This is a genomic window from Intrasporangium calvum DSM 43043 (genome assembly GCF_000184685.1).
Taxonomy (GTDB): Bacteria; Actinomycetota; Actinomycetes; order Actinomycetales; family Dermatophilaceae; genus Intrasporangium; species Intrasporangium calvum.
In genome coordinates this window covers 1,687,377-1,700,025 of record NC_014830.1, presented here as the reverse complement: position 1 = coordinate 1,700,025, position 12,649 = coordinate 1,687,377, and the positions used below count along the sequence as shown (strand labels likewise).

Below are 12,649 nucleotides of genomic sequence, written 5' to 3'. Positions count from 1 at the left end.
CTGACGTCCCTGGATGGCCGCTCGCACCGGCCCGCGCCCCGTGGCTCCCCCTCGACCGGGGGTGGCTCCGCGGCCCGAGGAGGCCGCTCGCTCCACCCGTCCGCGCTCGGGGGCCCCGGAGCGCGCGCTCGATCCCGCGCCACGGGGACCGGGCGCCCGGCGGGGGCTCCCGGACCGGCCGGAGTCTCCGGATGGTCCAGACTGGCTCCGGCCCTCAGATCGGACCGGGACCCCGGGACGACCGGCCGCAGACCTGCGGGAGTTGGTCACGGTTCACCTCGTGGTCATCTGGGTCGGCGTCTGGTTGGGTGTCGGCTCAGGAGCACTCGAGTCGGAGGTCGGGGTCGCGATCGGGCTCGACCCCAGTGTCCCCGTGGTGGGGGCCGAAGCAGTGGCGTTCGGCGTCCTCGGCGTGGCGCCCGCGGTCGCCGTCGGCGTACCTGTCGGCGTCGCGGCCGGCTTTCCTGCCGGCTTCGCAGCCGGCGTCGGCCTTGGTTTGGCGACTGGTGTCGGGCTCGTCACGACGGTGAGGGCCAAGGCTCTGGTGGCCGGGTAGGCCGTACCCGTCACCTTGCCGTTGACGAGGTCGATGTGGGCCCGCTCGTTGGCGCGGACGAGCCCGAGTCGGCTCGCCTGCTGGGCGAGAGCCCCGCTGGCCGAGGCCCGGTCGATCTCCTCCTGGAGGTTGCCGGCGGTCTCGCTGAGCACAGCGGACTCACGCGTGAGCTGGCCGAGCTCGAGCGAGCCGTGCGCCAGGGCCGTGTTGAGCAGGAGCAGCGCCACGAGCCCCGTCGTCAGCAGGACCACGCAGATCGACGCGAAGGCACCGTGGCCGGTGGTCGTGATGCGAGCCGGGATGACGCGAAGCGGCATCGGTGTCGGCCCGCGCCGCGGGGCACGTGCCGGAGAGCGGAGCGGCCTGGCGGTGGCGGTCGCCTGACTCATCGGGGGCTTCCCTTCCGGCTGGAACGCCGGCTGCTGACGGCCTGGGCGCGCGAGGACTGGCTCTGGGAGGTGCGTCGGGGTCGCTCCGCGCGGGCGCGGTGAGCCGTCTCGTCTGTCGACTTCTGCACCGACGTGCTGGCCGACGCCCCGGTGTCGCGGACCCGCTCGACCGCGCGGAGCTTGGCAGACGCGGCCCGTGGGTTGGCGAGCACCTCTGCGTCGTCCGGCTCCTCGGCGCCGCGCGTCAGCGCCCGGAGGTACGGCGCGTGGTGCGGCAGCTCGACCGGGAGGCCGCGCGGCGCGCTCGAGGTGGCGCCCAGCGCGAAGGCCCGTTTGGTGAGCCGGTCCTCCAGGGAGTGGAAGCTGAGCACCGCCATCCGGCCGCCGACCGCGAGCACATCGATCGCGGCCGCGACCGCACGCTCCCAGCCGCCCAGCTCGTCGTTGACCTCGATGCGCAGGGCCTGGAAGGTCCGCTTGGCCGGGTGCCCGCTCTGCCGCTGGGAGGCGACCGGGATCACCCGTCGGAGGAGCTCGACGAGTCGGCCCGACGTGGCGAACGGCTCGTCCTCGCGCTCCCGGACGATCGCCACGGCGATCTTGCGGGCGAAGCGCTCCTCGCCGTACTCGCGCAGGATCCGGGTCACGTCCTCGACGGAATACGTGTTGAGGACGTCCGCTGCCGTCTGGCCCCGGGTCTGGTCCATCCGCATGTCGAGCGGCGCATCGACCCGGTAGGCGAACCCACGGTCCTCCTCGTCCAGCTGGAGCGAGCTCACCCCGAGGTCGAAGACGATGCCGTCGACGTGCTGGAGACCGGAATCCAGAAGCACCCGGGCGAGTTCGTCGTTGGTGGCGTGGACCGGGAGGAAACGATCTCCGAACCCGGCCAGCCGCTCACCGGCGAGAGTCAGGGCCTCCCGGTCGCGGTCGACGCCGATGACCCGACAGCCGGGGAACCGCGACAGCACACCCTCGGCGTGCCCTCCCATCCCGAGGGTGCCGTCGACGTGGACGGCGCCGGGCGTCGAGAGGGCCGGGGCCAGCAGGTCGAGGATGCGGTCCCGCATGATCGGGACGTGACGCTCGTGCGCCGGTCCGCGGTTCGTCATCTCGCCTCCTCCCGTCCCCGGCGTCCCGCGCCGTGGGTGTCCCTGCGTGTCCCTGGTGTCGTGCTGATCTGCGTGCTGTTGCCGTGCGGTGGTTGGTGGTGGGGTTCGACCGGTGGGCTCGGGTGGAGGGAGGGGGCCCGTCACCTCGGTTGGTGACCTGGGAGCTGGTCCCCATCCGCGTCCCCGCCCGGGACGGGGGAAGTCGTCCCGGGAGCGGTGCGGCTGGAGGCCAGAACTCAGGTGTGCGTCGGAGGTGTGTGTCGGAGGTGGACGTGGGTCGCCGGTCGGTGGCTCACTCAGAAGAGTCCTGGGATCACCTCCTCCACCGTGTCGGCGAAGCTCTGCTCCGTCGCCTCGAGGTAGGCGTTCCAGGCGCCGCTGTCCCAGACCTCGAGGCGAGCCCCCGCTCCGATCACGGTCACCTCACGGTCCAGCCCCGCGTAGTGGCGCAGGTTGGCGGGGATCGTGAAGCGGCCCTGCTTGTCCGGCACTTCGTCAGAGGCGCCGGAGAGGAAGACGCGCATGTAGTCCCGCGCCGCCTTGCTCGTCGTCGGCGCCTGGCGCATCTGCTCGGCCACCTTGACGAACTCGTCCATCGGGTAGAGGAAGAGGCAGTGCTCCTGGCCGCGGGTCACGACGAGGCCACCCGCCATCCGGTCGCGGTACTTCGCCGGGAGGAAGATCCGCCCCTTGTCGTCGAGACGCGGCGTGTGCGTACCGAGAAACACGGTCCGCCACCTCCCCTACCTCGACCCGTCGGCGTCCCCACTGCCTTCCTTGGTGCTCCACCATACTCCACTTTCCTCCACCGTCAACGACATCAGCGGCCGAAGGGCCACTTGCCTGCGACGTTTCCGCACGTCAAACGGGGTGGAGCGAAGTGGAGTCGGAGGCCACTGAGCTGACCCCGCGCGAACGGTGGCCGCCCTGCCCAGTGCACCCAGCGGCATACGACAGAGCGTCTTCCGTGCGCAAGGGCGCTGTTTGCGTGACGCCGGCGGGCGCGGAGGCGACACTGGTGGAGCAAAGTGGTGGATGCCGCCCAGCGAAGGGGGACATCTCCATCTGGTCACGACTGTCTTCGCGCTTTGGAGGTGCGCACCTCATGGGAGAGGATCACCTCCAGGTTCGCGCCACCGACGTCAGGCACCTCTGGTCGACGGGGCAGTGCGGATGAGACGGGAGCCGTTGCGTGACGGCTCGGACCAGGGACGGACGGAGGACAGGGTGACGACCGACACCACGGGAGTGGGGACGACGGGTGACCTCGAGCTGGTGCGAAAGGTCGCCGACCGGCTCTTCGCCGCCATCACCCGAGTCATCGAAGGCAAACCGGACGTCGTACGCACGACCATCACCGTCCTCTTCGCCGGCGGCCACCTCCTCATCGAGGACGTGCCGGGGGTCGGCAAGACCATGCTGGCGAAGGCCCTCGCCCGGTCGATCGACGCGTCAGTGCGCCGGGTGCAGTTCACCCCTGACCTGCTGCCCAGCGACATCACCGGGGTCAGCATCTTCAACCAGGACGCCCGACGGTTCGAGTTCCGTCCCGGTGCGATCTTCGCCAACGTCGTCGTCGGCGACGAGATCAACCGCGCCTCACCCAAGACCCAGTCGGCACTGCTCGAGTCGATGGAGGAGCGGCAGGTCACGGTCGACGGCACGACCTACCCGCTCCAAGCACCCTTCATCGTCATGGCTACCCAGAACCCCATCGAGATGGAGGGGACCTACCCGCTGCCCGAGGCGCAGCGGGACCGCTTCATGGCGCGGATCTCGATCGGCTACCCGTCCTCCCGCGCCGAACTGACGTTGCTCGACAACCACAGCGCCCGCTCGCCCCTCGACACCCTCACCGCGGTCACGGATGCGGCCACCATCAACAGCGTCGTCGAGGCAGTCACCCAGGTCCATGCCAGCGTGGCGGTGCGGCAGTACATCGTCGACCTGGTGACCCGCTCCCGCTCGACCACCGCCCTGCGCCTCGGTGCCTCCCCCCGCGCAGGTCTGCACCTGCTACGGGCCGCTCGGGCGCAGGCCGCTCTGGACGGACGCGACCACGTCATCCCCGATGACGTCCAGTCACTCGCCGTCGCTGTGCTCGCCCACCGGCTCATGCCCTCCAGCGAGACCCAGCTCGCTCGTCGGACGACGGCGGAGGTCGTCACCGACCTGCTGCGCCAGGTGCCAGTCCCGTCCGGGACCCGCTGAGCCGAGGCCGCCGTGCGCTCCCTCCGAGGACTGCTGACGACGCGGGGTCGCGCGTTTGTCGGGGCTGGTCTCACCCTCGCCGTTGCCGGAGTCACCTTCGGCTTCCGGGACCTGACCCGCTTCGGCGTCCTGCTCGTCGCGCTTCCCTACATCAGCGCCCTCCTGGTCCGCACCCGCCAGACCAGGCTACGGATCGAGAGGCAGATCTCGCCGGACCGGATCACCGTGGGGCAGGATGCCCACGTCGCCCTCGCCTTCGAGAACGTCTCGACGACGACGACTCCGGTCTTCCTCGCCGAGGAGCGCCTCGACTACGTCCTCGGCGACCGGCCGCGTTTCGTCGTCGGGCGCATCCCCCCGGGGCGCATCCGCATCATCGACTACACCGTCCGATCCCACCTGCGCGGTCGCCACCATCTCGGCCCGCTCGGGGTGCAGGTCCAGGACCCGTTCGGCCTCGCCACGCGCAACGCGGTGCTCGAAGGAACCGCGGACCTCGTCATCCTCCCCTGGGTCCACCCGCTCTCAGCGAGCCGCCAGCCCAGCGCCGGCGTGGGGTCGGAAGGCGAGCTGGCGCACCTCATCGCGCTGCACGGGGAGGACGACGTCACCATCCGGGAGTACCGGGACGGTGACGACCTGCGGCGTATCCACTGGCCCGCCACGGCCCGCACCGGCGACCTCATGGTGCGCCAGGAGGACCGTCCGGCCCAACGCCGCGCCGTCGTCCTGCTCGACCCCCGGCCAGCGGCCCACGGAGGCAGCGGCGCCACCGGATCGTATGAATGGGCCGTGTCCGCGTGTGCCTCCATCGCGGCGCACCTGTGCGAGACCGGCTACGCCGTGCACCTCGTGTGTCCGGAGACCGTCGAGACCGGACGGGTGACGGCCGCCCTCCAGATCCACGAGATCCTCGACGTGCTCGCCGTGACCCAGCCCCGGCCCCAGGCGACCGACGACCTCATGCTGCGCGAAGCCCAAGGGCTCGCCGCCGCGGGTGGTTTCGTCGTCGCGGTCGTCGGGCCACGTGGACACGAGGTCACCGGAAGGCTCGCCAGCCTCCGACAGCCGGGCACGAGTGGTCTGGCGCTGGTGCTCGACTCACGCTCCTTCGGCCAGACTCAGGACGGGGCCGGCGGAGGGGCCCTCGGGCCGGACGAGGTGGGCCAGCACGTCGAAGCGCTCCGTCTGGCCGGCTGGCGGGCGATCGCGGTCAACCGCGACCACACCGTTCCGCACGCGTGGGCCGTGCTCACCGCAGGGACCGTCGGAGGGACCCGATGACACGTCGACGCTGGCGAATCACGGTACTGGCCGCCTTGGCGACCCTGGCAGCCGTCTACCCCATCACCAGTCTCTTCGTCAGCGGCGCCTGGCTGCAGGACGCCATGCTGGCGATCGCGCTCACCGCGGCGGTAGGGCTGCTGCTGCGCGGGCTCACCCCATCCCGGCTGCTCACCGTGCTCGTCCAGCTGGTGCTGGTCCTCTACGTCGTGCTCGCGCGCTTCACCCGGGAGACGTTCTGGTGGGGCCTGCCCACCCCGGAGACGGTCCAGCGACTCAACTCCCTCGGCCTCGAGGCCCTCGACACGGTCCAGCGCAACTCTGCCCCTGCGCCACTCACCGAGGGAGTCACCGTCTACCTCGTCGGCGCCGTGGCCCTGATCGCCGTCCTCGTCGATGCCATGGCAGCGACATGGCGCGCACCCGCCGCCGCGGGCCTCCCCCTGCTGACCGCCTACCTCATCACGGCCGCGAACGGCGATTCGACGTCAGCGGTTCGCTACTTCGTCGTGCCGGTCGTCCTCTGGCTCGTCATGCTGCACACCACCGCGCGGGCGAACTTCGTGCGGTGGAGCACGACGAGTGCCACCGACGTCAGCGGACCGACCTCGGACGACGCCTCGGCCCTCCGCGCCCTGACCGGGGGCGCGGCCCGGCTCGGTGCCCTTGCCCTCCTCGCCGCGCTGGTCCTGCCGTCGGTCATCTACCACTTCCCACCCCGATACCTCACCGACGGGCTGGGCCGGTCCACCGGCTCCGGCGGGGTCGGCACCGTGGGGTTCAACGACACCATCGACCTGCGCAACAAGCTGGTCAGCAGCGACCAGACGCCGATCCTGCGCTACACCACGACCGGCACGGCGAACCTACCGCTGCGGGTCCTGGCGACGTCCTACTACTCGAACGGCGAATGGCGGGTCGCCGGTCGGGCAGGGCAAGGGCCGGACCGGCCCGTTCCCCTGCCACCGCAGTCCGACCGCCGCGAGTACATCATGACCGTGAGCAGCAACGTCCTCAAGGCGCCTCGGCTGGCCGCTCCCTACCCCGTGGTGACACCGACGATCGAGGGAACTCCCTTCACGATCGACCCGGTGACTCGGGACATCAGGGTCGAGCGCACCGTGGACACGTACCAGGTGACCTATGCCGACGTGAACCCCGCCCCGTCCAAGCTGCGCGAGGCGGGAGCACCGTCGTCGCCCGACATCCTCGAGGACGACCTCGCCGTGCCCGAGGTGGCAGCCGACCTGCTCCGCGACTGGTCCGACGAGGTCACGCGAGGCGCGGACAACGACTACGACAAGGCCGTGGCCATCCAGGCGCACCTGCGTGACGCGACCCGCTACACCTACAGCCTCGACCTCGGCACTCCCCCACGGGATGAGGACGGCCGCCGTCTCGACCCGATCACGGCCTTCCACCAGACGCGCCTCGGCTACTGCACCCAGTTCGCCACCGCCATGATCATGATGGCCCGGGCCCAGGGCATCCCGGCCCGAATGGCCATCGGGTTCATCCCGGGGACCCGTGAGGGCAGCTCCAACGTCGTCAAGGCGTCGGACGCGCACGCCTGGCCGGAGCTCTACTTCCAAGGCTCCGGCTGGCTGCGGTTCGAGCCGACGCCCTCGCGCAACGGTCCCCCGGGATACTCGTTGGCCGGGGTCGACCCGCCGAACCCAGGCGAGACGACGGACAGCACGCAGTCGACGAACACCGCTGGTCCCACCACCCAACGGCGTCCCATCGACGAAGGGCAGGAGCTGGGATCCGCCACACGGACCTCCTGGTGGCAGGAATGGCTGACCGGCACCAACCTGGTGATCCTCATCTCGGTCGCCGTCGTCGCGCTCGCCACCTTCCTCATGCCACTCACCGCTTGGCTGGCCCGGAGCCTGCGCCGACGCCGCGCAGCGACCCGACAGGATCTCGTCGAGATCGAGTGGGCGTCGCTGACGAGCCACTTCGGCGACCTCGGCCTCACTGCGCCGCCGGGTGCGACCCTCCGAACCGCCCGCGAGCGCTACATCGCGGACGGCCATCTCGCCGGTGAACACGCCACGGCGATGCGCCGCGTCACCAGCACCTTGGAGCGAGCTCGCTATGACCGACCCGAACGAACGACCTCGGCGCAGACCGAGGAGCTCCAACGGGACATCCGCTCGATCAGGCGGCAGGTGTCCCAGACACGCGCGTGGACGACCCGGCTGAAGTCGTTCCTGTGGCCCACCGAGGCCGTGTCCTTCTGGCGCGGTCTGCGCGGCCGCGCCCGCGGCAAGCGCCAGCCAGGCGCGCGCTCCTGAGCCTCAGGGCCGCGGGCATCGGGTGACGGCAGTCCCCCCGGGCCGACAAGTCAGCCGGGCACCGGACCGGCCAAGGCTGCGACGATGCGAGGCAGGACCGCGTCGATCTCCTCGGCGCAGCGACGAGCCGCCCTGCCGCCGCGCCCGTGGGGGTCACTGACGTCCCAGGTCATCGAGTCGGGTCGGCTCACTCGCTGGGCCGCATCCACCAGCGAGGCGCCCAACGGCCCGGGGAGCAGCCGGCCGACCGCATCGGCGAACTGATGGAGGCCGAGCACCTTCTGGACGTGCCCCGGCCAAGCGTCGAAGATCCGCATCCGGACCGCGAAGTCCAAGGTGAGCAGGAGGTCTGCCTCGTCCACGAGAGCCCCGCTGAGAGACCTGCTGACGTGATCGGCCGGGTCGAGACCGTGGGCTCGGAGCTGTTTGCCCATCTGGGGGTCCATCGGCCGACCGGGGTATCCGGGCATGCCGGCGCTGAGCGGGACGACGAGGCGGCCGTTGGGGTGGGCTGCGAGCAGCTGGGCCGTCCGCCGCTCCGCGTAGGGCGAGCGGGCGATGTTCGCGGTGCACACGAACACCACCCGCAGCGGCGGAGTGCTCACGGCGGGCGGGGACACCCGCTCAGCGTAGATGCCCCCACCATCCCCTCAGCGATGCATGGCGTGACGGCAGGTCAGTCGAGGTAGTCCCGGAGGACCTGGCTCCGGCTCGGGTGGCGCAGCTTGCTCATCGTCTTGGACTCGATCTGACGGATGCGCTCCCGCGTGACGCCGTAGACCTTGCCGATCTCGTCCAACGTCTTGGGCTGACCGTCGGTGAGCCCGAAGCGCATCGAGACCACGCCGGCCTCGCGCTCCGAGAGCGTGTCGAGCACGGAGTGCAGCTGCTCCTGCAACAGCGTGAAGCTGACGGCGTCCGCCGGCACGACCGCCTCGGAGTCCTCGATGAGGTCACCGAACTCGGAGTCCCCGTCCTCGCCGAGCGGGGTGTGCAGCGAGATCGGCTCCCGACCGTACTTCTGCACCTCCACGACCTTCTCCGGCGTCATGTCGAGCTCCTTGGCGAGCTCCTCCGGCGTGGGCTCACGGCCCAGATCCTGAAGCATCTGCCGCTGGACTCGGGCGAGCTTGTTGATGACCTCCACCATGTGGACCGGGATGCGGATGGTCCGGGCCTGGTCGGCCATGGCCCGGGTGATCGCCTGGCGGATCCACCACGTGGCGTAGGTCGAGAACTTGTAGCCCTTCGTGTAGTCGAACTTCTCGACCGCTCGGATCAGTCCGAGATTGCCCTCCTGGATCAGGTCGAGGAAGAGCATTCCGCGACCGGTGTAGCGCTTCGCCAGAGACACGACCAGGCGCAGGTTGGCCTCCAGAAGGTGGTTCTTGGCCTTCTTGCCGTCCTGGGCGATCCACCACAGCTCCCGCTTGAGCTTCATGTCGATCTTCTCGCCGGAGTTGAGCTTCTCCTCGGCGAAGAGCCCCGCCTCGATCCGCTTGGCGAGCTCGACCTCCTGCTCCGCGTTGAGGAGGGCCACCTTTCCGATCTGCTTGAGGTAGTCCTTCACCGGGTCGGCGGTGGCCCCGGCCGTGACGACCTGCTGGGCCGGTGCGTCGTCCTCGTCGTCGTCCCGAATGACGAACCCGGACTCGTCCTCGGCCTCGGCCGCCTTGTCGGTCACCGGCGCCGCGTCGTCGTCCCCGTCCGCCGACTCGGCCACGTCCTCAGCGGGGACATCGACGGCGACGACGACGTCGGTGACCTCGACCTCCTCGAGCTCGCTCTCGTCGGCATCCACCGGTTCGACGTCCACGGTCTCCGTGGCGTCAGTGGCGGCGCCCTTGGCAGCACTGCGACCCGTCGTCCCCTTGGCCGTAGCGGACTTCACCGCCCTCTTGGTGGCGGCCTTCTTGACCGGAGGCGCGGCTGCCTTGGCCACGGCGGCGTTGGTCGTCGCCTTCTTCGCCGGAGCCGTCGGAGCCGCCTTGCTCGTCCGGCTCGCCTTCTTGGCGGGCTCCGCCGCCTTGCTCGGCTCTGCCGGGCTCGCCTCGGCCGCACCGCTCGGGGCCGGGGTCTTCTTCGACGCACCCGAGGCACCCGGCGCGGCAGAGCCGCTCTTGGCCGCAGCCTTGGTCGTCCTGCTGGTCGTGGTCGTCCTGCTGGTGGTCGTCCGGGTTGCGGTCTTTGCGGCCGCGGCGGTCGTCTTGCGAGCGGTTGCCACAGTGCCTCCCTTGTTGCCTCTACGAGTCTGGGTGTTGGATGCCGCGGCGTCGACGACGATCTCGACGTCGTGCGCTTCGAGGGTCGTGAGGACGGGTTTCATCTGCTTGGGGTCGAGCTGGGCCTCCACCTGCGCCCGGGCGATCTCGGAACCAGTGATCGTGCCGGTCGTCCGTCCCCTGACGAGCAGCTGCATGATGGCGTCGTGCTGGAACACCTTGGGAAGGGCAGTCGGGGTTGCAGCTGGAGTTGCCTTCGGCACGGAGGATGTCGCCTTTCGGTCGCACGGGCTCGTCGTTCACAGGACCCTCGGCGGGCATGCATCATCAACGAACGAGAATGGGGATTCGCTCCGGAAATGCTTGGCATGGTGGAGTCGACCCCTCCGTCGATCTCTCGGTGCGCCTCGTGCGATCCGGCTCTCAGGACATTATAAAACGCCAGTGGGCCAGCGGGCGAACGTCCTCCCCGCCGACCGACGTGGTCGAGCGCGCACCAGCGCATGATGATGCCTTTGTCAGAGCCCTCCGCATCGCTGAAAGGCGCGCGGCGGACGCGCGGCGGGGCCTGTGCCGCTGAAGTCCGACCTCCTGGCCGACCGGGCGAGCCCGGTCGGCCAGGATTCTGAGGCGACAGTCAGTCGGCCTTGACGGCGAGGACCGGGCAGCTCGCGTCGAGCAGGATCCGTTGGGCGTTCGAGCCGAGAATCAGCTTTCCGACCGGGCTGCGGCGACGCAGGCCGATGACGATGAAGTCGGCGTTCTCCTGCTCCGCCACGGAGATGAGGTCCTCGGCCGGGTCGTTCCCACGCACCAGCTGTCGCACCTCGTGGTCGAGGCCCCGCTCCTCCAGGACCCCCTTGACGCGCTCGAGCTCACTCTCGAACCGGGCGGACTCGTCCGCGTCGAAGTCCTTGCCCCCTCGGTGCGAGCTGATCACGACGAGCTTCGTGCCTCGCAGCACGCACTCCTCTGCCGCTCGCTTCAGTGCGGCGCGGCCTTCCTTGGTCGCGACGTATCCAACGACAATGGCCACTGTGCCCGGACCTCCTTGGGACGGAAATGTCTGTGGTCGGACGCTACCCGAAAAACTGCGGCGCGGGAGCCGTCCGTCGTGGTGCGTCGCACACACCGACCGACTGAGCGTCTCGGCGAACTGTCAGGCCAGGGCGGAGCGGATGATTCGCCCGACCTGCTCAGCCTCGATGAGGAAGCCGTCGTGACCATAGCGGGAGGTGATCCGGGCCCGCACGGACCGCGGCAGCAGCTCGTGCATCTCGTCGGACAGACTGGGCGGGTAGAGCCGATCCGAGTCGACCGAGACGATGGTGCACTCCGCGGTGACGCGAGCCAGGGCCGCAGCGATGCCACCGCGCCCGCGCCCGACGTCGTGGGAGTTCATGGCGTCGGTCAGGACGAGGTACGAGTTGGCGTCGAAGCGCCGGGCCAGCTTGCCCGCGTGGTGGTCCAGGTAGCTCTCCACGGCGAAACGTCCCCGCTCGCCCGACCGGAGCGGGTCCTCGCCCAGCTGGGACGCGCGGCCGAAGCGGTCGTCGAGCTCGACGCCGGTGCGGTAGGTGATGTGCGCGATCCGTCGCGCGAGCCCGAGCCCGGCTTCGGGCGACCGGCCGCGCCCGTAGTAGTCCCCGCCGGCGAAGTGCGGGTCCTGGCGAATCGCGAGGAGCTGCGGCTGGCACCACGCGATCTGGTCGGCGGTCGCGTAGGCGGTGCTCGCGAGCACGATGCTGCGGTCGACCCGCTCGGGATGCGACACCGCCCACTCGATGGCCCGCATGCCCCCCATCGACCCTCCGACGACGGCCGCCACCCGGGTCGCGCCGAGCTGATCCAGGAGCCGGGCCTCGACCTCGACCTGATCACGAATGGTGATGTAGGGGAAGCGGCTACCCCACTCTCGTCCATCCGGTGCGGCGCTCGAGGGCCCGGTGGTGCCCTGGCAGCCGCCGAGGACGTTGGCCGCGACGACGAACCAGACGTCCGTGTCGATCGGACGTCCCGGCCCGACGAGGCCGGGCCACCAGCCGGGCGACGCGTGACCGTCACCGGCCTCGCCCTCGACGTGGCTGTCGCCGGTCAGGGCGTGCTCGATGAGCACGACGTTGTCGCCGGCCGAGTTGAGGGTGCCCCACGTCTCGTAGGCCACCGTGACGTCCGGGATCCTGCCTCCGCGTTCCAGGTGGACATCCCCGATCTCGGCGAACCTGCGCGAGCCGACGGGATCACCCACGCGCCAGGCCCCGACGACGGTCCGCCGGACCGGTGCGGCGGGGAAGCCGTTGCGCACGGTCTCACGCCCGGGGCGGACCCGTCGCGTCGAGGTGTGATGGCTCTCTGTCATCGTCAAGATCGACTCCCGGTACTCGCGCTTGCCGACACCGGTTGGGGCGCGGCCTGGTCCTCACCCGGGGCACCCCACCGCGAAGGAGGGTTGCCGACCAGCGAGCCGGGGCTTGTCGCTGGTGCTCATGACCTGGTGCAACTCTACGTCACCCCCGGCGCGGGCACAGCCCCGTCGTCCACGGGGTGGAACGCGTGCTCCAACGCTGCCCCGACG

10 protein-coding genes and 1 riboswitch are annotated in these 12,649 nt (G+C 70.5%); of the genes, 3 read left to right on the top strand and 7 right to left on the bottom strand.

All coding sequences use genetic code 11. The features are described from left to right. Positions 1-273 precede the first annotated feature (273 nt). From ftsL to mraZ, 3 genes are all read right to left on the bottom strand, one after another. Entirely contained in the window at positions 274-945 is a 672-nt protein-coding gene (gene ftsL, locus INTCA_RS18630; RefSeq protein ID WP_013492343.1) for a cell division protein FtsL, read from the bottom strand. Further along, complete coding sequence (gene rsmH / locus INTCA_RS07650) at positions 942-2,057, bottom strand: 16S rRNA (cytosine(1402)-N(4))-methyltransferase RsmH (RefSeq protein ID WP_013492342.1); 1,116 nt, start codon at positions 2,055-2,057, stop codon at positions 942-944. Before rsmH ends, ftsL begins: the two co-directional genes overlap by 4 nt. Before the next feature lie 296 nt (positions 2,058-2,353). Then, positions 2,354-2,785 carry a division/cell wall cluster transcriptional repressor MraZ gene (gene mraZ, locus INTCA_RS07645; RefSeq protein ID WP_013492341.1) on the bottom strand — a complete coding sequence of 144 codons (432 nt, stop codon included), beginning with the start codon at positions 2,783-2,785 and terminating at the stop codon, positions 2,354-2,356. Between the two features lie 499 nt (positions 2,786-3,284). Between mraZ and INTCA_RS07640 the strand changes: the two genes are divergently transcribed. From INTCA_RS07640 to INTCA_RS07630, 3 genes are read left to right on the top strand one after another with little or no spacing between them, the layout of a single operon-like run. After that, positions 3,285-4,268 (top strand): AAA family ATPase, encoded by a 984-nt coding sequence (locus INTCA_RS07640; protein WP_013492340.1) that lies wholly within the window; start codon positions 3,285-3,287, stop codon positions 4,266-4,268. 12 nt (positions 4,269-4,280) lie between these two features. Then, positions 4,281-5,552, top strand: a complete 1,272-nt coding sequence (locus INTCA_RS07635; protein ID WP_013492339.1) for a DUF58 domain-containing protein — start codon at positions 4,281-4,283, stop codon at positions 5,550-5,552. After that, positions 5,549-7,852 (top strand): transglutaminase TgpA family protein, encoded by a 2,304-nt coding sequence (locus tag INTCA_RS07630; protein WP_013492338.1) that lies wholly within the window; start codon positions 5,549-5,551, stop codon positions 7,850-7,852. Before INTCA_RS07635 ends, INTCA_RS07630 begins: the two co-directional genes overlap by 4 nt. Before the next feature lie 50 nt (positions 7,853-7,902). Here the strand turns inward: INTCA_RS07630 and INTCA_RS07625 are convergent, their stop codons facing one another. From INTCA_RS07625 to metX, 4 genes are all read right to left on the bottom strand, one after another. Further along, on the bottom strand, positions 7,903-8,472 hold the full coding sequence (locus INTCA_RS07625; protein WP_234423960.1) for an arsenate-mycothiol transferase ArsC: 570 nt from the start codon (positions 8,470-8,472) through the stop codon (positions 7,903-7,905). Positions 8,473-8,528: 56 nt separating this feature from the next. Beyond that, complete coding sequence (locus INTCA_RS07620; protein ID WP_013492336.1) at positions 8,529-10,292, bottom strand: RNA polymerase sigma factor; 1,764 nt, start codon at positions 10,290-10,292, stop codon at positions 8,529-8,531. Between the two features lie 419 nt (positions 10,293-10,711). Next, the gene (locus INTCA_RS07615) at positions 10,712-11,110 is read right to left on the bottom strand and encodes a universal stress protein (RefSeq protein ID WP_013492335.1); all 399 of its coding nucleotides are present in this window, start codon (positions 11,108-11,110) and stop codon (positions 10,712-10,714) included. A gap of 123 nt (positions 11,111-11,233) precedes the next feature. After that, entirely contained in the window at positions 11,234-12,433 is a 1,200-nt protein-coding gene (metX, locus tag INTCA_RS07610) for a homoserine O-acetyltransferase MetX (RefSeq protein ID WP_013492334.1), read from the bottom strand. Between the two features lie 19 nt (positions 12,434-12,452). Then, positions 12,453-12,566, bottom strand: a riboswitch (SAM riboswitch). Positions 12,567-12,649 lie beyond the last annotated feature (83 nt).